The organism is Arthrobacter hankyongi, assembly GCF_022012395.1.
GTDB classification, from domain to species: Bacteria; Actinomycetota; Actinomycetes; order Actinomycetales; family Micrococcaceae; genus Crystallibacter; species Crystallibacter hankyongi.
This window is the reverse complement of sequence record NZ_JAKLTQ010000002.1, coordinates 61,877-81,403: the sequence shown is the minus strand read 5'-3', so window position 1 is coordinate 81,403 and position 19,527 is coordinate 61,877. Positions and strand designations below refer to the sequence as shown.

The window sequence follows — 19,527 nt, the reverse complement described above, 5'->3', positions numbered from 1 at the left end:
GTCAGACCTGCGTTTCCGGAGTGGTGACGTAGAGGTCGCTGTCCTCGGAGAGCTTCAGCTGGCAGGACAGGCGCGAGTTGTCCTCACGGTCCACGGCGGTGCCGTAGAGCATCTCGTCCTCCATCTCGTCCATCTCGGGCAGCTGGTCGAGGCAGTCCTCGCGGACGAAGACGTGGCAGGTGGCGCAGGACAGCGAGCCGCCGCATTCGGCGACGATGCCGGGCACGCCGTTGCGCACCGCGGTCTCCATGACCGAGTCTCCGGCGTTGCCTTCAATGTCGCGGACAACGCCTTCAGCGTCGGTGAAATGAACCGTAGGCACGGGGATCTCCTTTTCGGTGGTGCAGGTCTAGATGAACTGGCGGCCGCCGTCGACCACGAGGGTCTGGCCGGTGATGTAGGACGAGTCCGGCCCGGCCAGGAACAGCGCCGCGCCGACGATGTCCTCCGGCTGGCTGGCGCGTTTGAGGGCGCCGCGGTCCACCCCGTAGTTCTCCGCGTTCTCCATCAGCGAGTAGCTGGCCTCGGTGAGCGTGAAGCCCGGGGCGATAGCGTTGACCGTGATGCCGCGGCGGCCGAGTTCCTTGGCCAGCACGCGGGTCATCGCCACCACGCCGCCCTTGGAGGCCACATAGTGCAGCCACTGCTCCGATCCGGAGAAAATCGTGGCGGAGGAGAGGTTGATGACGCGGCCGCCTTCGGGCAGGTACTTGCTCGCCGCGCGGGTGACCAGCCACGGGCCCTTGAGGTTCACGTTCATCACCAGGTCCCATTCGTCCGGGTCGATCTCCTCGAACGGGCTGCGGGTGACGGTGGCGTAGATCGCCGCGTTGTTCAGGACGACGTCGATCCCTCCGTTGCCGAATTCGGCGCACCGTTCGGCGAGGGACCGGGTGGATTCGGCGCTGGTGACGTCGGCCTCGAAAGCCGCGGACTCGGCACCGGTTTCGCGGACCAGCCGCGCGGTTTCCTCCGCGCCAGCCAGGTTCACGTCCGCCACCGCGACGCGGTAGCCGCGGCCGGCGAAGCCGAGGGCGAAGGCCCGGCCCAAGCCGCCGGCTGCACCGGTGATCAGCACCGTGCGCGCGCCGGCCTGTCCCGGGGCCGTTGGTGTGGTTTCCTGCGTCATCTCAGATCTTTCGGTTGGGGGCCGGACCGGGGCGGTTGGGGGAACGCCCCGGTCCGGCAGCTGATCACCTGGGCGGGAAGGGCTCAGGCGTGGCTGTGGCTGTGGGCGCCCGGTCCGGTGATGGCCGGCTCGTCCGCGTCCAGGATCTGGACGGTGCCCTTGGTGCCGTCCACGCGGAGCCGCTGGCCGGTCTTGATCGTGGTGGACGCGGAGCCGGTGCCGGTCACCGCGGGCAGGCCGTACTCGCGGCAGACGATCGCCGCGTGGCTCATCATGCCGCCGATGTCCGTGACGGTGGCCTTGATCTTGCCGAAGATCGGGCCCCAGGACGGGGCGGTGACCGTGGCGACCAGGATCTCGCCCTGCTGGACCTCGGCGAGCTGGTCCGAGTCGTGGATGACCCGGGCAATGCCTTCGACCACGCCCGGGGAGGCCGCCATGCCGCGCAGGCCGCCGCCTTCGACTTCCTCGCCGGCGCCGAGCCACTGCTGGACCTGCTCGGTGGTGATGCCCCAGAGCATCCGGGTGAACGGTTCGGTGATGGAGGCCGGCGGGGTGTTCAGCGCCGGGGCCGGACGGGCGGTCTTCAGCGCATCCACGATGCCGCGGCGGCGCTCGATCTCCTGGGGCCAGTAGGTCGGGCCGATCGGGGCCGCGCCGACGCCCCAGCCGGTGACCAGGTCGAAGAGCGCGTCGCGGACCTCGTTGCGGTTCAGGTAGAGCAGGTCGTCCGGCTCGGTCCAGAACCCTTCGGCCTGCATCATCCGGGACAGCTCGCGGACCTTGCGCCAGAACACGCCCATGGTCCAGTGCTCGATGTAGAAGTTGTGGTTCTCCACGTACGGGTAGGCCGTCGCGGCCAGCTGGCGCTTGGCATCGAAGGCGGCCTGGGTGTCGCCCTCAAGCAGGTCGCGGTACTCCTCGACGATCCGCTCCTTCTCCGCAATCAGCTCCCCGGTGGGGCGCATGATCTGCTGGCCCTCGTCCAGCCGGCGGATGTAGTCGGCGATGTAGCCGAGCGGGATCTCCTGGTGGTCCTTCCAGTACTTGTCATGGCCGTAGAAGCCGTTGCCCACCGTGAAGTTGAACCACGGGTCCTGGGCGTCCTTGTACTGCCTGATCCACCGGTCCCCGCCCGGGGCCGCAGCGACGGCAGCCAGGGTGGCCTCGACGTCGTCGGTGTTGGAAAAGGCGGACTGGATGCCCAGTTCCACGGCGAGCGTGGCCAGGCCCTTGAGCTCATCGTCGGGGCGGAACAGCTCCATGTCCACGCCCTGGACCATGGTGGCGATCGACTGGTCCGGGATGTTCGGGAACACTTCCTTGCAGAAGTTGAAGAAGTCCAGGTAGGCGATGTAGCCCAGGTTCAGGAATTCGAAGTGGTACTGCCAGTTCTGGTAGGCCAACTGGATCAGCCGGTCGTAGTTCTCCAGCAGGACCTCGGAGCCGTCCATCGCCTTGCCGGTGGTGATGTCGTCCATCGGGACCATGTCCGGCAGCTTGTTGAAGGACAGCGTCTCCATCTCGTCGATGGTGCCGCGGACCTTGACGTGCCACTGCTTGAGCAGCTCCTCCCAGTTCTGGAAGTAGTGGCCCACGCGCTGCTCGAACAAGGGCACCCGGGCGGCGATCTGCTCCTCCGGCACCGGGATCGGCGACATGTACAGGTAGCCGAGGTGGATGCGGAACTCGATGCCGTTGGCGTTGGGGATCATCAGGTGGCGGGCGTTGTACTGGCCCAGGCACTTGACCGCGAACTCGCCGCCGATGGTCTCAAAGGGCTTGAAGACCGTGGGCCAGTGCTGGCTGTCGCAGAACCAGAACTTCGCGTCCTCCTGGTCCTTGAGCTTGTCCTGGAAGACCAGGTAGTAGGGGTAGATCTTCTCCCACCCCTCGGCGCCGGCGGGCACCGGCAGTTCGGACGGTTTCGGGAAGGACTTCAGGGACATGGAGCGTCCTTTCGGTGCGGGCTCGACGTCGGGCCCTTGGCTGACAAGGTCGGTAGAGCGGTGGTGCGGTGGGGCAAATCAGATGGAGGCTTTCAGCAGCGACGCGGTGATGCTGCCGAGGCTGAATCCTCCGGCTCCGGCGGACGTTCCGCCCGCCGGAGTTCCGCCCGCTTGGGTACCGCCGGCCGGCGCCTGGCCGGCACCGGTGGCGCCGAGCGCAGCCGCCCAGCCGCCCGTTGCCGCCTTCGGGGCTGCCGGCTTGGAGGAGTGGACGGTCTCCGGCCGGGACTGCAGCAGCAGCAGGTTTTCGCCGTCGGGCAGGTCGGCATCCAAGGCCCATTCGATGTCCTGCGGGCACTTGTAGTGCTTCTCCGCGCGCTTGGCCATCGCCGCAACCGCGGCGAGTTCGGCGTCGTTCAGGCTGCGCCGGGCGCGGCGTTCCTCCTCCACCTCACGCTCGACCAGGGTGTGGGCGGAACGGTCCGGGACCAGTTCGGCGTGCTTGTCGCCGAGGTGTTCGGATACGACGGCGAGCGTCACCTTGTCCAGCAGGATGTTGTCCGGGGTGACCTGGCCGGAGACGACCATTTCGCCGACGCCGTAGGAGGAGTCGATGGTGATCTTGGAACGGTCGCCGTTGGCCGGATCGAGAGTCATGGCGACGCCGGAGACCTTGGAGTTCACCATCTTCTGCACCACGACGGCCATGGACAGGCCCTCATTGGGGATGCTGTTCTTCAGCCGGTAAAGGATGGCCCGGGAGGTGAACAGCGAGGCCCAGCACTGGCGGATGTGCTCGGTCACCGCCTTGGCGCCTTCCAGCCACAGGTAGGTGTCCTGCTGGCCGGCGAAGGAAGCGTCGGGCAGGTCCTCCGCGGTGGCGCTGGAGCGGACCGCGACCGGCACCGGAGTGTCGAAGCGCCCCATCAGCGCCTCGTAGGCCGCCAGCGTCTGGGCGCGCAGGCCCTCCGGAACCGGCTTGGAGCAGATGTCGGCGCGGATCCCGGCCGAGACCTTCTCCACCTGGGCCACGTCTTCCGGGTCCAGTCCGTCGAGCAGGTCGTGGATTTCCTGGATGATGCCGGCTGCGGCCATGAACTCGTCGAAGGCCGCGGTGGTGACGACAAAGCCGGGGGGCACCGGCATGCCGGCTGAGGTCATGATGACGAGGGACGCGCCCTTGCCGCCGAGCGTTTCGAGCTTAGGCTCGATGCCGCCGTCGAAAAACTGGACGTACTGGTTGCTTTCCATGGTGCTTAGGCCTCCCAGGTCACGGGAACGGATTCGGGGACGCGGAAGGAGAGGTTCTCGCGGAACTCGATCGCTTCCGGGTTGTCCAGCTTCAGGTTCGGCGCCAGCCGGGCGATTTCCTCCAGCGCGATCTTGGCCTGCAGCTTGGCGAGCATATTGCCCAGGCAGTAGTGGATGCCGTAGCCGAAGGAGAGGTGCTCGCGGGCGTTGCTGCGCGAGATGTCGAACTCTTCGCCATCGGCGAACCGGCCCTCGTCGCGGTTGGCCGAGCCCATCAGCAGCAGCAACTGTCCGCCCTCAGGGATCTTGACGCCGCCGACTTCGGCGTCCTTCAGCGCCTTGCGGCGCCAGCCGACGATCGAGCCGGAGTAGCGCAGCACCTCGTCGATCGCCGCCGGGATCTTCTTGGGGTCCTCGACCAGCTGCTGCCACTGCTCCGGATGGGCCAGCAGCACCCGCACGGCGTTGGAGATCAGCGTGGTGGTGGTCTCGTGGCCGGCGAAAAGCATGCTGTAGAGGACCGAGGCGATCTCGTGGTCGGTGATCTCGGCGCCGTCCTGCTGGGCCTTGACCAGGTCCGCGGTGAGGTTGTCGCCGCCCTGCTCGTGGGCGACGCGGACCAGCCGCTGGCATTCCTGCCAGTACTCGACCAGGTTGTGGGCGTGCGGGATCTGCTCCTCGTCGGACAGGTCGCCCCAGGTCATCGCGGCGCGGGAATCGCTCCAGCGCTTGAACGTGTCCACCTGCTCCACGTCGGCGCCGATCAGCGTCAGGATCGTCACGGTGGGAACGTCGTAGGCCAGGTCGCGGAAAATGTCGCCGCGGCGCTCCGGGTTGGCCAGCATCGCCTCCAGCTGGTCCACCACGTTCTGCCGGATGAACGGCTCCAGCACCTTGAACCGGCGCGGAGTGAAGGCCTTCTGGACCACGGCTCGGATCCTCGTGTGCTCCGGCGGACGGCGGGCGGACAGGCCCGAGTAGGCGGTGAAGCCGCCCTCTTCCATGATCTGCTTGGCCTGCGGGCCGCGCTCGCGCACCGGTGCCTGGGCGTTCTCGCTGGAGAAGGTCTCCCAATCGTCGAAGACGGCCTTGATGTCGTCGTAACGGGAGACGACGTAGAGGCCGATGCGCTCGTCGAACATGACCGGCTGTTCCGCCCGCAGTTCGGCATAGGCCGGGAACGGATCCTTCATCTGGAACGGCTGGTAGCCGTGGTGCCCGGCGGGGGCCTCGGCGCCGTGGCCGAAGGGGCAACGAGCGGCCGTTTCAGTCGAGGGTGACATCTGTGCTCCTTGGATTTCGTCTCCCGCTTCCGGCTGGGGATGCCTTCTGCGGTTCGTTCACTATCCAGTGTTGCGCACATCACCCTGTGAGCTGCACTACAAACTTCCACTGGGCGGAAACCATATGCAACGGCGAAACGGTGCAGGACCACGCTTAGCGGCGGTTGATGCCCAGCAGCGATTCGAGTGGTATGTGAGCCGTGGCCCGCTCAATCTGGGCCGATACCCCCAGCAGCACCGGCAGATGCCTCGTCATGTTCGCGGCCTGGGTGGAAGCCATCACCAGGCCCAGCCCGGCACCGATCCTGCCGGTATGGAACACCGGCACCGCGATCGAGCAGGAACCCAGACGCGCTTCCTCAAGCGTCGTCGCATAGCCCTGTTCCCGGATCTGTTCCAGCTCCTCCCCCAGCCGGCGCGGATTCGTGTGCGAATGCGCCGTCGTCTGTTCCAGCTCCCGGTTCAGGTAGGCCGTCCGGACCCACTCCTCCTCGAAGGCGAGGATGACCTTGCCCACCGCTGTCGCGTGCATCGGCAGCCTGCCGCCGACGCGGGAAGCACGCGGGACACGCTTCGTGCCGTAGATACGCTCGATATAAAGCACCTCATGCCCCGCACGCACGGCCAGCTGGGAGGTCTCCCCGGTAAGCGAAAAAAGGTCCTGCACAAACGGCCGGGCCGTCTCGCGCAGCTGCCGGCCGGTATTCTGGGCAAGCTCCCACAGCCGGATGCCCAGTTGGTAGCGGCCGGTCGTGCTGCGCGACAGGAAGCCCCAGTCGGTGAGCTCAGCCACCAGCCGGTGCGCGGTACTTAGCGGAAGGCCCGACCCTTCGGCGATGTCGGTCAGGCTCAGGGCACCGCGGGACTTCTCGAACGCCTCCAAAATGGCGAGCACTTTGGAAGTCACCGTCCGCCCGGGTTCCCGGCTGCCACCTGCCACTGAGCCTCCTTCTCCGCTCTTCGCCGCCCGCAGGCCCCTGCCCTGTACCATCGCGGCTTCCACTGGACGGGATACCGCACTGGACCGTGCACCGATTCACATCTTAGATGGGGCCATGAGCGTTCCCGCAGAATCCACCAGCACCCGCTATGCCGCCGATGTCTCTGCCAAGGTGCCTCCACGGTCGGCCGTGCAGGGAATCGTCGAACTGGTCCCCCGGGACCGGGCCGTCTGGGAACTGGCCGCGGGGTATCTGAACGTGCGGGACAATGACGTCCACACCCTGTACGCCTACGGGCTCGCGGCCGCGCTGCAGGCGCTGCTTCCGGGCTCCCGCGAGGAGATCGTGCTCCCGGCGATCCTGCTGCATGACACCGGCTGGTCCACGGTGCCGGACGCGCAGATCCTCGAGGCGATCGCTCCCGGCGGCGGCCGGCCGGACCTGGTCCGCCGGCACGAAATCGAAGGGGCGCGGATTGCCCGGGAGCTCCTGGGCCGGCTGGATTTTCCCAGCGCGGACATCGAGGAGATCGCCGGCATCATCGACGGGCACGATTCCCGGCCGGAGAGCTTGTCGCTCAACGATGCCATCGTCAAGGATGCGGACAAGCTCTGGCGGCTCACTCCGCACGGGCAGACAACCGTCCGGGGCTGGTTCGAGCTGGACGCAGACCAGGCGCTGCGGATCTGCTGCGCGCGGGTGCACGGCAGCGTGTTCACCGAGCCGGCGCGGGCGATGGCACGCGGACTGGCCGCCATCGCCTCGATCAACCTGGCGCCGGAACGGACGGCCCTGACTTAAGAGCGCGCAAATTACGACGGCGGCCGGCGGCTGCCGCCGCCAGGCGTCTTCACTCCCGGGGTTCTCGAGCTGGAAGAAATTGGACTGCTGCCCGCCGCTGCGCTCTTCCTGGTAGATGAAGTTCAGGCCGCGCTCATCGAAGGTGGCGAACCATTCGTCCCAGCCCACCTGATGCGACTCCTCGCAGTCGCCACCGAAGCCGAACCTGAGCACCACCAGATGGTCCCAACTCGGAAACTTAGGCATCATGGTCGACGATCTCGCCGCCGCCATCACCGGGTTGCAGGCCAACGGCCCGGACGGTCTGATTGCCATGCTCGCACAGGAGATGCACCGAGGATCGGGCAGCTCAGTAATCGCTAGCTGTATCAGTCCGGGTGGTTGGTGACGCGGCTGGCGGGTGGGGCGCCTTCAAGTGCCGTGTGGGGCCTGCTGTGATTGTAGTGCTCCAGGAAGTCCGGGTAGAGGCTGCGGCGTTCGGTTTCGGAAGTGTAGGCGCGGGCGTAGGCCCATTCCTCCAACAGGATCCGGTTGAAGCGTTCGACCTTGCCGTTGGTCTGGGGCCGGTAGGGCCGGGAACGGTAGCAGGCGCCGTTGTCGGTCAGCACGCGTTCGATGCCGATGCCCAGGGACGCGAAGTGGGCCAGGGCCTTAGGCCATGAATCCGGCCGCCGTGGCTTTCGTTTCGTCCCCGAGGATCTCCGAATACGCATAGCGGGAGTGGCCGCCGCCGTCTTAGGATGCAGCCCAGCTTCTTCACGTCCACGTGCAACAGCTGGCCGGCGGCCTCGTACTCGTACCCTGCGCCCGGTACGGATCCGGGCCCCGGTGGCCGGGTCCGTCCATTTCAGCGGCGGGCAGCCGTACCGGGTGAGGATGCGCCGGACCGTGGAGGGCGCCAGATGCAGGTGCCAGGCGATCCTGGCCGGGCCCCAGCGCCTGGCGGCCCGCAGCCCGACCACCCGGCGTTCGGTCCGCCTGCCGGTTTGGTGCGGGCATGAATACGGCCGGCTGCTGCGGTCCACCATGCCGGCCTGGCCGTGTTGCCGGTAGCGCCTGGCCCACCGAACGGCGGTGGCGACCGAAACGCCGAACCGGTCGGCGGCCCGGCGCAACGGCCAGCGCCTGTCTACCACGCAGCGGGCCAGACGCAGCCGGCCCGTCGGGGACAGCGAAGAGTTAGAGTGAGACACAGGGCCCTCCCGGTGGGTGTGCATGCCGTAGACAAGCACCACACAACACCGGAGGCCCCCTCTGAGTGCCGCATTTCCCGTCCCGTGTCACCAACCTCCCGGAGCAGTACAGCTAGCGCTGACGAGAAGCGCCGAGCTTGAACATCATGAGATCGCGGCCAACGTGAACTCTTCCCGAGTAGCCACGCTGGGCCCGGCTGGTCCACTGACCGTCGGTCACGTCTTCCGGGGCACCGGGGACCAGGTTTTTCATTCCGGCGGCTTCGGCCAGAGCGCCGACTTCGTTGACGACGGTGTGGGATTCCGCGAGGTGATCGATGATGGATGCAGGCAGGTCGCCGGAGGACCCCTCGCAGGCCCCCGTGTCTCCGGAGAACACCACCGATCCGTTGTCCGTGTCGAAGCGGAAGCCGAAGGCCGGGAACACCGGCGGGTGCTTGACCAGGGTCGCCGAGACCTTCATCTAGTTGTCCTCGAAGACGGTGAACGGCTCCATCGCGGGGTACAGCTGCCCGCTGGCGCTGGCCCCGACGTCGGGCAGGTCGATGTCGTGCGGACGCAGCATCTGGCGCAGGTCCGGCCAACCCTCGTCGCGCATCCTGATGTTCAGGTCGTAGGCCCCGGCCTCGATGGACTTCTCGATGAAGTCCAGGTCCCGAGCGTGGGGTTCTGGGGGTTGACCACCGAGACGTTGCCGGCGCGGGAGGGCGGCAGGCCACCGGCCCGGCCCGGGCCGTAGATGGGGGTGGGTCCGGGGATTGCTCTGACGCCTCCGTGCCGCAGCCACGGTATCGTGAACAGATCGGCGATGTGGTCGGAGTGCAGGTGCGTGATGATGATGCCGTCCATGGACGTTAGCCCGGCGCGCTGGAACTGCTTGTACATTCCGTGTCCGACGTCCACGATGTACGACTTCCCGCCCACGGTGTGCGCCGAGCTGATACCGCTGCGGGTGCCGGGGTTTCCCACGGCGGCGGTCCGCCAGCGGTACCGAGGAGCACGAGCTCGGTACCGGCCCGCCCTTTCCGAGGTCCTCCCGATGCCGGGGAGGGCGCCGAGGCCACGGCGGCCGGTGCGGCCAGGGTGCTGGCTGCCGCTACGGCACCGAAGCGAAGGACCTTCCGGCGCGAGGCGCCCAGTGATGGTGACTGAGTCTTGAGTCTGCTTTCGTCGGGGTGGGCCGCCGGTCAGTTCTGCTCGTCGGTGTCCTCGGCCAGGACGATGTCGAAGCGGGCGCGGGTCCAGGTCTGGTCACCGAGGTCGCGGCCTTTGGGGGTGGGGGTGCCGGCAGGCTGTTCGGCGAACTGCTTGATGAGGGACTTCTTGACGCCGAACACGGAGTCGCCGATCTCCAGCTGGGGGTCGCCCTCGACGAAGATATGGGTGACCAGGGTGCGGTAGCCGGGGGCGGTGACCATGAAGTGCAGGTGCGCCGCCCGCACCGGGGACCGGTTGGTGGCGGCGAGCATCTGGCCCACCGGCCCGTCGTGCGGGATCGGGTACGGAGTGGGGGTCAGTCCCCAGAACGCGTATTCCCCGTCGGCCCCGGAGCGCAGGAACGCCCGGCCGGCAACCCGGTGGTCGTCGTACTGGACGTCGTAGAAGCCGTCCTCGTCGGCCTCCCAGACCTCGATCCGCGCGTCGGGGATGGCCTCACCGCGGGTGTTGCGCACGGTGCCCTCGATCCAGCTGGGCTGACCGTGGGCGCCGCCGGCGATGTCCTGGCCGTACTGGATCTCGGGGGCGTCGTCGACGAAGAACGGTCCGAATACGGTGGCCTCGGTGGCGTCCCCGTTGGCGGGGTTGTTCACGGTGATGGTCTGCATCGAGGCACCGAGCACGTCGGAGAGCAGCACGAACTCCTGGCGCCGGTCATCGGTGATGTGCCCGACCGCGGTGAGGAACTCGATCGCCTGCTCCCACTCGGCCTCGGTCAGCCGGACGTCCCGGATGAAGGCGTGCAAGTGCTTGACCAGGGACTGCATCAGCTCCTTCAGCCGGGCGTCGGGGGTGGAGTCGAAGGAGTCCAGCACCCGCTGGATGAGCTCCTCCTCCCGGCGGGCCTGTTCGTCCGCTTGGTCCGCGGTCAGGGCGTGATCCTGCGCATTGATGGTGTCGGTCATGGTCTGGTCGTCCTCTCGGATCCTGGTGGCATCTGGTGTCGTCGCGGGCTCAGACGGTGACGGTGGCCCGGTCCCCGGTCAGGGCGGCGCAGAGCAGTCCGGTGATGTTCTGCTTGGTGACGGGCACCGGGTTCGAGGCCGGGGCCGCGGCCACGATGCGGCCCACTGCCTCGCCGATACCGTCGGTGGTGAAGCCGTAGTCGGCCAGCCGGGAAGGGGCCTGCACAGCGTCGTAGAGCTCGCGCAGGGCGGCCACCGCGGCGCCGGCCGCATCATCGGTGGAGGGCTCGCCGCCGAGGGCGGTGGCGAGCCGGCCGGCCAGCTCGGGCACGGCGGGGGCGTTGAGCTCCAGCACGTAGGGCAGCACGGTGGCGTGGGTCTGGGCGTGAGGCAGGTCGAAGGTCCCACCGAGCACGTGGCAGATCTTGTGGTGCAGCCCAGACCCGGCCCCGGCGAAGGACACCGCGGCCAGGTAGCACCCGTAGAGGGCCTGTTCGCGGGCGTCCATGTCGTCGGCGTCGGCCACGATCCCGCGCAGGGACCGGGCCAGGGCGCGGGCGCCCTCCAGGGCCAGGGCCTGGTTGATCGGGTCGGTGCGCGGGGCCCACAGGGAGTCCACGCAGTGAGCCATCCCGTTGAGTCCGGAGGCCACCGAGAGCCCCACGGGCAGGGTCTTGGACAGCTCGGCGTCGTACACCACGGTCGCCGGCAGGACATTCGGGTCGGTGCCGGTGGTCTTGGTACGGTCCTCAGTCAGTCCCCACACGTCGGTGGCCTCGGACCCGGCGTAGGTGGTCGGCACAGCGATGACCGGCAGCCCGGTGGTCAGGGCTATGGCCTTGGCCAGCCCGGTGGTGGAGCCGCCGCCGACGGAAACCACGACGTCCACAGACTCACGGGCCGCCGCGGCCCGGGCCCTCTCGGCGACCTCGACGGGCACGTGCTGGATGACTTCGTCCCACCACAGGGCGGGGGTGATCTTCGCGGTAGCCTGTTCGGCCAGGGCCCGTTCGAGTTCGCCGGCGATGACCATCGGACGGGTCGCGCCGAGCCGGTCCAGTTCGGCGGTCAGGTGCTCGGCGGCCTGTCCGGTGCCGAATAGCACGCGCTGGCCCAGGGTGGTGTGCTCAAAGCTCATGGACATGATGGAGGGTCCTCTCGAGAGATAGTTCAGGGAGTGTTCGGTGGTTCGGGGGTGGGCTCAGGCGGCGCGGGCCGGGCCCGAGGCGCCGACTGGTGCAACAGGGCCCGACGGCGGCGCGTAGGTCCTCCGCGGTGGCGGCCACGTAGAAATCCGGACGCAGCACCACATAGGTGGCGCCGAGCCGGGTGAGCCAGTTCGTGTAGGTGCCCTCGACGTCGAGGACGCCGGGCGTTTCGGAGTTGCCGGACTAGGGGCTGATGAGGGTGACGATATGCTGGGTCACCTCGAGCCACTCCTGCACCATCGACGCCGCGGCCCGAAGCGCCGAAAGCACCTCGGCATCGGTGCGCGGCCGCGCGATCAGCAACACGTGCCCGGCACCGCGCCGCTGTATCTCGGCTGCCAGCTCCTCGGCGAAACCGCCGGTCGTGAATACGGCACGCTGCTCAAAACTGTGGTGGATGTACCCCCGGGCATACGCACCTCCTTTCAAGTGCGCGCCGCTCGCGACTCCCCCAGCGGGGGCCGCCGACACGCTACACCTCTGTCTTCTCTCCCATGCCGAACCTGGTCAACTCGCGCCGCGCCACCTCGAGGAACGCGCGAATGCTACTCCTATGTCGTCGATCGCGCGCCCACATGAGCGCCACCTCGCGACGCATCGGCTCCGCGAACTCGAGAAACTTCACCGGCGCCGTGCCCACGGGCATCGCACTCGCGGGCACGATCGCGAGGCCGACCCTCTGCGAGACCAGCACACGCTGGCGCTGTACATCGTTGCTTTCGGGGCCCCGCCGCCACTTGATACCCGATTTCTCGAGGCCCGCCTCGATGACCGTGCGCACACCGCTGCCCTCGGCCGGCATGAGGAACGACTGTCCATCGAGATCGGCCAGCCGCACGCCATGCTCGAACGGTGATTCGAGCGGCGCCATCAGCACCATCGGCTCGCTGAACACGATCGCACTCTCCACCCTGGCTGGCAGGGGGCGGATCAGCGTGGCAATCACCGCGTCAACCTGGCCTGCGACGAGGTCGGCGATGAGCCCTCCCGTGATGCCCTCGCGCAGCACGACGTCAACGTCTGGGTACAGCCGGTCGAACTCGGCAATCACCTGTTCGACCGGCCCGACCGAGGCCATAGCGCCCACAGTGACACGGCCGCTCGGCGCACCGCCCATGAGTCCGAACTCCTCGCGCGCTTCCGCCACGGCTTCGACCGCACGCTGCGCATACGGCAAGAGCGCGCGCCCCGCCGACGTCAGCTCGATGGGGTGCACCGATCGGTTAAGCAGCTCGGCGCCTAGCTGGCGCTCCAGCCGGCGAATCGCCTGCGACAGCGCCGGCTGCCCGACATACAGGTGCTCCGCACTCTGCGTGAAGTGCCCAAGCCGGGCAACCGTAACAAAATACTCGAGTTGGCGTAGATCCATCGCAATCTCCGTTGATCATCAATCCACTGCAGGCCGAACAAACCAACAGCTTTTCGATGAATCCTATGGCCGAATTGCACTCACGTGCTGCGGGGCGACCCGGAGCCACGCCTGAGTCGTGTCGTCCGGAAGTGAGCCGTCCTTAATCCATGCTCGGAACACGACGCCGTTAACCTCTCCTTCAACCTCGACGTGGGCGCCATAGAAGACGCGCCTTCCCACTTTAACCGGCCACGAGTTCGCGGCGTGCGGATTCTCAAGAGTTACCTCGCAGCGCTCCGGCCGGGCCAGCAGCACAACGGTGTCCCCCACGTAGTGCATGCTCCCCTGCGCCTTGACCGCGCCGAACACAGTCTCAACCATCACCGTGCCGTCGTCGTGCACCGTGGTCACCGTGCCCTCGACGAGGTTCGCGCCGCCGATGAAGTCGGCCACGTACCGTGAGACCGGGTTGTCGTAGAGCTCCTGCGGCGACGCCACCTGCTCGACACGACCGCTCTTGACGACCGCGATCCGGTCGGCGAGTTCCATCGCCTCCGTCTGATCGTGCGTGACGTAGACAGCGCTGAAGCCGAGCTCGGACTGCATGAGCTTGAGCTCGCGACGCAGCGTCTCGCGCACCTTCGCATCGACGTTCGACAGCGGCTCATCGAACAGAATGAGTCGACGCCCACCGACGAGCGCGCGGGCCAGAGCGACGCGCTGCTGCTGGCCGCCGCTGAGCTGACTCGGGTACGACTCCGCCATCTCACTCAGGCCGAGCAGGCCGAGAATACGGTTCGCCTTCTCACGAATCTGCGTCTTCGTGAGATCACCGCGGCGGGCCTTCAGCGGGTACTCGACGTTCTTCAGCACCGACATATGGGGCCACAGCGCGTACGACTGGAAGATCATTCCCAAGTCGCGGCGCTCGGGCGGCAACATCACCTTCGTGCCCGAATCAAAGACCGGTGTGCCGGCAATTCGAATCACACCCGAATCGGGCATCTCGAGACCCGCAATCGTCCGTAGCAGGGTCGTCTTGCCGCAGCCGCTCGGGCCGAGCAGCACGAGAAACTCCCCTGGTCGCACGTCGATCGCAACATCATCGATGGCCGCAACGACATCACCGTTCTTGCGTCGGAATTCTTTTTTCAGCGAGCGGATCGACACCATCGCCTCGAGGTCGACCGGGATGCTCTCCATCTGCGGTTGAGTCGTCAACATTGTCATTTCATGCCCTTCTTGATTCGTGAACCGGCACCAGAGCTAGCCACCGACCAGCGAGACGCACGACGCGAAACAATGGTCAAGCTAATAACTACGACCGCTGAAATCGCGGTGAGCGCCATGGCGAGTGCAGCCATGAGCGAGAACGTCCCGTTCTGAAAGATTTCGAGGATCTGCCGGCCGACGACCCGGTTACCGGTTCCGGCGAGCACTGCGGAGGCCGAGAGGTCGCCTACCATGCGCACGAACAGCATGGCCCAACCGGCAATCAAACCTGGAAGCATCAACGGGAGATACACCCGAATGAATGTCTTCGACTGCGAGGCCCCAGATACCATCGATGCTTCACCGAGCTCGGAGGAGACCTGCGAGGCCGCGCCGTCGGCAGCGACCGCACCCTGTGGGTAGTACAGCGCGATGTACGACACGAGCAGGATCAGCCACGTGCCCGACAGGCTCAGCGGAGGACCGGCGAGGATGAAGATGAAGCCCACCGCCAGCACAATGTGCGAGAGCGTCGACGGCAGCTTGATCGCGCCGTCGATGGTGCGCGCGAGGCTCTTGGGGAGCTTCAGGAAGAACAGCGCGAGAATCGCGGCCATGACGATGGCGATCGTCGCACCGACCACACCGAGGGTCAGGCTGTTTGTCAGCGCTTCACGCACAATGGGGCTCTCGAGCACCTGGCGGCGGAAGGGTTCGAGGCTCAGCTTGCCCCAATTGATGTTCGGGGTCCAGTACCCGGAAAGGGTCACAAGCAGTAGCGCACCGATCGGGAGGATTGTGGCGACCGACGCGTAGATCCAGAACAGTGCACGCGCCAGCGGGCGGAAGCGGCCGAGCTTCATGGGGGTCGCAGCGCGCGACTTACCACCTACGGTGGCGTGCCGGGAGTTGCGCACGATGCGGTTTTGGAGGAACCAGACACCGGCGACCGCGACGATCATGATGAAGCTCAGCCCGACGGCGATGTCCGTGCGGGCGGGGTACGAGAAGGCGACCGCGTTGACGATCTCGACCGTCAGCACCTTCATCTCGGCACCGGTGGCGATCACTGATGGGATCGAGTACAGCGCGAGCGAGGTCCACACCGTGAGCAGCAGCGCGCCGGCGAGGGCCGGTGCGAGAGCGGGGAGCGTGACGCGCAGAAGCGTACCGACGAGGCCGCGCCCGGCGACCCGCGAGGCCTCCTCAAGCGAGGTGTCCATGTTCTTCAGGCCCGCCGAGACGAACATAAAAGCGAACGGAACCTGGTAAATCGCGTAGACAAAGCAGAGGCCGCCCCAAGAGTAGATGTTGAAGGGGCCTTCGGTGAGCTCGGCACCGAAGACGCCGAGGAAGTCTCGTACGAGGACGTTCAGGTAGCCCGCCGTCGGCGAGAGCAGCAGCACCCAGCCGATCGCACCTGCGATCGGAGGGAGCACGAAGGCCACCAGCGGCAGCGAGTCGGTGAAAAGACCGAGTCGCGCGTCCGTTCGCTCGTTCAGCCACGCCAGAATGCTGCCGAACACGAGGGCAATGAAGCCGCTGGCGATCGTTACCGAAAAGGTGTTCAGCAGGGTCTGACCGAGACCGGGGATCGCGAGTGTCTCTTCGATTGCCGACAGATTGAATGAGCCGTCTTGGAAGAAGGCCCGCACGAGCACGGCGAGAAGGGGCAGGAACGCCAGAAGGATCAGAACCAAGGTGATTAGGGCGCCAATGGCATTGAACGGCGTAAGCCTGATCCGAGTCGCCATCGGGCGTCGCTGTTTGACGACCGGCTTGATGTCTGTAGTGCTAGTCAACGTTGACTTCTTTCTTCCACTTGGGAATTCAGCCTAGTTGCAACCAGTGGTTGGGGCCTCAGTGCCAGGCCCCAACCTGCGGGTTACTTGATGCCGAGATCCTGGCGAACCTCAGCGGAGTGCTTCGCGGCCTCCGCGTTGAGTGCCGGGGCATAGATCCAGCCCGAATCCAGCACGTCGTTGGAGGTCGGTGCAACGAGACCGGGGCCGTCGTTGAGCACCTTGAGGCCTTCCTCAGTGGTGAGGTAATAGGCCAGCAGACGCGCGCCCGCGGAGTGCGGTGCCTTGCTGTTGATGGCGAGCACGGTCGGAGCCAGCAGCGTGGGGTCGGGCACGACGGCCTCGACCGGTGCGCCCTGTTGCTTCGCGATGTCGATCGCCGCGGCGAGGGTGCCCGCCACCGCGTGCGCCTCACCTGAACCGAGCGCCTCGATGATCTGCGAGCCGCTCGAGTACACGCGGCCGATCTGGCCCCCGAGACCCTTGAGATAATCCTGGCCGTACTCCTTCGACAGGCTGTAGAAGAGCGCATTGTAGATACCGTTGTCGGGCGTACCGATGACGACCTTATCCTTTAGCTCCGGCCTCAGCAGATCCTGCCAGCCCTTGACGCCGTCGACGTGATCGGTGTTGTACGCGATGGCCAGCTGAGCCAACTGCACCACCGCTGCACCGTCCATCACCGCATTTTTTGCCAAGGCATTCGGGTACCCAGGAATTTTTGCATCCTCGAGCGGCGTCAGCGTGCCATTCGCCAGCGAGTCACCGATGAAGCCGTCATCGAGATTCAGTATCACGTCGGCAACGGGAGCCCCGGCCTCAGCCTCCGCGCTGAAGCGCTGCGCAATCTCCGCCGCAGTCGCTCGCGTGTACGACAACTCAACGCCGTACTTTTTAGTGAAAGCCTCCTGCAGCTTCTGCACCATACGCTCGTCGATAACGGCGTAGAGCGAGACGGGGCCTTCGGCCTTCGCCTCTTTAACGAGCTGAGCAATCTCAGGGTTTGCTACCGCATCCCCGCCCGTAGCCGGTTCTGATGTGGTCCCGCTCGCGCAGCCACTCGCGACCAACGCAAGTGAAAGAGCAGCGGTAACTAGCAGTCCTCTGGTCGCCTTTAACTTGAACATTCTTCCCCTTAATTTTTTTCCATCCCAAGTTCGGCCTGGGACGCTTGCAAAGATATTCAGTTGTCAGTGTTTCTTCCTGCGGCGATGAGCATCTCCGGGTCGAAATCGTCGTACATCCGAACGGCACGAATCAGGTGTGACCCGTCGTAGTCGTAGATGCCGATGCCCCCACCGGGCGGCGTCCGCGGTGCGCCGGCAGCAACGCCTGGTCGCGGCAGGCTCGTGTACTCGAGCGCAACGGTCGTGCCGTTGTCGAACTCGTTGCGTCGCACAAGACGTGCACCGCCCGTGCGCACCATCGCGGTAAAGACCGCGAGCAGTTCATCAGCGTCGGCAACCGGCCGCACGCCATTGTCGAGTGCCGCACCCTCGGCGAGTCGCGCGGTGACGTTCTCGGCCGCGCCGCTCGCGATCGCCGCCATATAGTTGCGGATCGCCGGGTGATACTCGTCGAATGCGGTCGGATACTGTCCATCCTCGGCAGGCCACACTGCACGTCGCCCCCTCCGCTCCCCGTGAATCAGCCGCTCCGAATGGTACAGCCGAACGAACTGCTCCTCGCTGTCACTCGACGCGACAACGGCAACGGGAAGAATGAACTCGCGATCGCCCTCGCGCAGCAGCAGGCGGAATTCCGAGACGAGGCCGGTTTCTGTGGTAATGACGTTGCGTACCTCCGCACCGATCAGCTCGTAGGGGTATACGGCACGCCAGGAGCGTACGGTCTGCTCGAGCCCCCGCGATCCGCACACCCGCCCGATGCGAGGAATGTCGACCGTCGCGGCCTCGTCGATTAGCTCCGCGACGGCGGGGTCGGCACCGAAGAGCCCGCAGATGAACTGTTCCGTGTTGAAACTATGCTGCGTATTCACAACGATCACTTGCCCTTCGCAGGCGACGAGTGCCAGTCGGTCGTCTCGGCCCCGAAGCCGAGCGACCAGCGCGATGCGCGGTCCGCCACTACGTCCCAATCGAGACCCGCATGGTTGATCAGCACATCGATATCACGCTTGTAGCGCTGAATCGGGTCCTTCAGTGCAAACGCGCTCGATCCGATGCCCATGCAGAGCTGGTTCACTGCGTCGTGGCACATATGCGCGATGGTCAGCGAAGAGAGTTGGAGTTCGCCGATGTCCTCCTGGGTGTACCCCTCGCGCTTCTCGCACAGCTCAACCGTCCAATCGATCGTGGCAAAGTACAGCAGGCGCGCGGCCTCGATCCGCTTGCGAGCCGCGGCCCAGCGAATGCGAGACGGCGTGCGTTCCTTGCGGGCGAGCCCGAACGGACGGCTCGACTCCAGCTTGCCCTCGTAGAGATCGAGGACCGCTTCGGCAATCCCCACGAAGATGCCCGCCATCATGTTGTTCAGACCAAAGTGCAGCGGGTAGTGGTAGATCGACTCAATGTGCTCGATGCCACCATGCGAGTCCGCCGACACAAAGTCGGGAATCGGAAGGCTACGCTCAGCGGGAACGATCAGATCCTCGCCGCGCAGGTTGTGGCTCGAGGTCGCCGCCATACCCGACGCCTCCCAGCGCTGAACGACCTCGACGGCATCGACCGGGAGCATGAAGACGCGGTCGACCGGGCCGTCCTCCTCCTGGATCGTGCAGGTGACGAACACCCAATCGGAGTTGTCATAGCCGGTACCGTAGCGCCAGGTGCCGGTGATGCGGTAGCTGCCGTCTTCTTCGCGTGTGGCCGGACCACCCGAGACCAGCGGCGCCGCAGCGAGCATGTAGTTGCGGTCAGCAAAGAGCTTCTCCTGGACCGGGATCGGCATGCGGCCGGCCATCCAGTTATGTTCTATGAGGAACGCGAGCGCCCACGCAGTCGAAGCGTCGCCACGGGCGAGCAGGCGGGCCGCCTCGGTCAGCGAGCGAAGGCCCAGCGCCTGACCGCCGAAGCGAGCAGGCACCAGTGCCGAGAACAGTCCAGCCTCGACCGCCGCGTCCATCACAGGCGCGGTGACCTTCCGACCTTCTTCCGCGGCAGCGGCCTCGTCCCGGAGTACGGGGATCAGTCCGGCGACTCGATCAAGATACTGACGCTCCGCGTCAGTCAACGAGCCGCTTAGAACAAGATTCTTAAACATTTCACTCACTTTCGGCACCCGAACATCGATGTTCTCGGCGTCTCATGCACCGGCCCTGGTGC

The 19,527-nt window shown here is 66.3% G+C and carries 19 protein-coding genes and 2 pseudogenes; 1 reads left to right on the top strand and 20 read right to left on the bottom strand.

The genetic code is table 11. From position 1 onward, the window contains the following. Position 1: 1 nt before the first annotated feature. The 6 genes from LVY72_RS04365 to LVY72_RS04340 form a co-directional block, all read right to left on the bottom strand. Positions 2-322, bottom strand: a complete 321-nt coding sequence (locus LVY72_RS04365; protein WP_237818252.1) for a 2Fe-2S iron-sulfur cluster-binding protein — start codon at positions 320-322, stop codon at positions 2-4. A gap of 27 nt (positions 323-349) precedes the next feature. Further along, positions 350-1,129: an SDR family NAD(P)-dependent oxidoreductase gene (locus LVY72_RS04360; RefSeq protein WP_237818251.1), complete on the bottom strand. Its 780-nt coding sequence runs from the start codon at positions 1,127-1,129 to the stop codon at positions 350-352. A gap of 83 nt (positions 1,130-1,212) precedes the next feature. Continuing rightward, positions 1,213-3,078, bottom strand: a complete 1,866-nt coding sequence (locus LVY72_RS04355; protein WP_237818250.1) for a PEP-utilizing enzyme — start codon at positions 3,076-3,078, stop codon at positions 1,213-1,215. 78 nt (positions 3,079-3,156) lie between these two features. Next, a complete protein-coding gene (locus LVY72_RS04350) occupies positions 3,157-4,329 on the bottom strand; it encodes a PEP/pyruvate-binding domain-containing protein (protein WP_237818249.1) in 1,173 nt (390 codons plus the stop codon). A 5-nt stretch (positions 4,330-4,334) separates the two neighbouring features. Further along, positions 4,335-5,612: a cytochrome P450 gene (locus tag LVY72_RS04345; RefSeq protein ID WP_237818248.1), complete on the bottom strand. Its 1,278-nt coding sequence runs from the start codon at positions 5,610-5,612 to the stop codon at positions 4,335-4,337. Between the two features lie 154 nt (positions 5,613-5,766). Continuing rightward, on the bottom strand, positions 5,767-6,552 hold the full coding sequence (locus LVY72_RS04340) for an IclR family transcriptional regulator (RefSeq protein ID WP_237818247.1): 786 nt from the start codon (positions 6,550-6,552) through the stop codon (positions 5,767-5,769). A gap of 115 nt (positions 6,553-6,667) precedes the next feature. Between LVY72_RS04340 and LVY72_RS04335 the strand changes: the two genes are divergently transcribed. Continuing rightward, positions 6,668-7,354 (top strand): HD domain-containing protein, encoded by a 687-nt coding sequence (locus LVY72_RS04335; RefSeq protein WP_237818246.1) that lies wholly within the window; start codon positions 6,668-6,670, stop codon positions 7,352-7,354. Positions 7,355-7,722: 368 nt separating this feature from the next. Here LVY72_RS04335 and LVY72_RS04330 read toward each other — a convergent pair. The 14 genes and pseudogenes from LVY72_RS04330 to LVY72_RS04275 all read right to left on the bottom strand — a co-directional run bounded on the left by LVY72_RS04330 (position 7,723) and on the right by LVY72_RS04275 (position 19,465). Then, positions 7,723-8,547 (bottom strand): annotated as a pseudogene (locus LVY72_RS04330) (IS481 family transposase). Positions 8,548-8,659: 112 nt separating this feature from the next. Beyond that, complete coding sequence (locus tag LVY72_RS04325; protein WP_237818245.1) at positions 8,660-9,010, bottom strand: MBL fold metallo-hydrolase; 351 nt, start codon at positions 9,008-9,010, stop codon at positions 8,660-8,662. Continuing rightward, positions 9,011-9,145: a hypothetical protein gene (locus LVY72_RS24220; protein ID WP_269092193.1), complete on the bottom strand. Its 135-nt coding sequence runs from the start codon at positions 9,143-9,145 to the stop codon at positions 9,011-9,013. Between the two features lie 8 nt (positions 9,146-9,153). Beyond that, the gene (locus tag LVY72_RS24565) at positions 9,154-9,516 is read right to left on the bottom strand and encodes an MBL fold metallo-hydrolase (protein ID WP_237818244.1); all 363 of its coding nucleotides are present in this window, start codon (positions 9,514-9,516) and stop codon (positions 9,154-9,156) included. A 218-nt stretch (positions 9,517-9,734) separates the two neighbouring features. Further along, positions 9,735-10,670, bottom strand: a complete 936-nt coding sequence (locus LVY72_RS04315; RefSeq protein WP_237818243.1) for a hydroxyquinol 1,2-dioxygenase — start codon at positions 10,668-10,670, stop codon at positions 9,735-9,737. 49 nt (positions 10,671-10,719) lie between these two features. Next, the gene (locus tag LVY72_RS04310) at positions 10,720-11,814 is read right to left on the bottom strand and encodes a maleylacetate reductase (RefSeq protein WP_237818242.1); all 1,095 of its coding nucleotides are present in this window, start codon (positions 11,812-11,814) and stop codon (positions 10,720-10,722) included. Beyond that, a pseudogene (locus tag LVY72_RS25025) lies at positions 11,798-12,034 on the bottom strand (hypothetical protein); the annotation flags it as partial. The gene LVY72_RS04310 and the pseudogene LVY72_RS25025, both read right to left, overlap by 17 nt. Positions 12,035-12,061: 27 nt before the next feature. Continuing rightward, the gene (locus LVY72_RS04305) at positions 12,062-12,349 is read right to left on the bottom strand and encodes a hypothetical protein (protein ID WP_237818241.1); all 288 of its coding nucleotides are present in this window, start codon (positions 12,347-12,349) and stop codon (positions 12,062-12,064) included. Position 12,350: 1 nt separating this feature from the next. After that, a complete protein-coding gene (locus tag LVY72_RS04300) occupies positions 12,351-13,247 on the bottom strand; it encodes a LysR family transcriptional regulator (RefSeq protein ID WP_237818240.1) in 897 nt (298 codons plus the stop codon). Positions 13,248-13,310: 63 nt separating this feature from the next. Continuing rightward, positions 13,311-14,459 carry an ABC transporter ATP-binding protein gene (locus LVY72_RS04295; RefSeq protein ID WP_237818239.1) on the bottom strand — a complete coding sequence of 383 codons (1,149 nt, stop codon included), beginning with the start codon at positions 14,457-14,459 and terminating at the stop codon, positions 13,311-13,313. Continuing rightward, the gene (locus LVY72_RS04290; RefSeq protein ID WP_237818238.1) at positions 14,456-16,243 is read right to left on the bottom strand and encodes an ABC transporter permease; all 1,788 of its coding nucleotides are present in this window, start codon (positions 16,241-16,243) and stop codon (positions 14,456-14,458) included. Before LVY72_RS04290 ends, LVY72_RS04295 begins: the two co-directional genes overlap by 4 nt. 83 nt (positions 16,244-16,326) lie before the next feature. Beyond that, positions 16,327-17,370, bottom strand: coding sequence for an ABC transporter substrate-binding protein (locus LVY72_RS04285; RefSeq protein ID WP_237818237.1), 1,044 nt, complete (start codon positions 17,368-17,370; stop codon positions 16,327-16,329). A 56-nt stretch (positions 17,371-17,426) separates the two neighbouring features. Continuing rightward, positions 17,427-18,251, bottom strand: a complete 825-nt coding sequence (locus LVY72_RS04280) for a hypothetical protein (protein WP_237818236.1) — start codon at positions 18,249-18,251, stop codon at positions 17,427-17,429. After that, complete coding sequence (locus tag LVY72_RS04275) at positions 18,248-19,465, bottom strand: acyl-CoA dehydrogenase family protein (RefSeq protein WP_237818235.1); 1,218 nt, start codon at positions 19,463-19,465, stop codon at positions 18,248-18,250. The genes LVY72_RS04280 and LVY72_RS04275 overlap by 4 nt, the downstream gene beginning before the upstream one ends. Positions 19,466-19,527 lie beyond the last annotated feature (62 nt).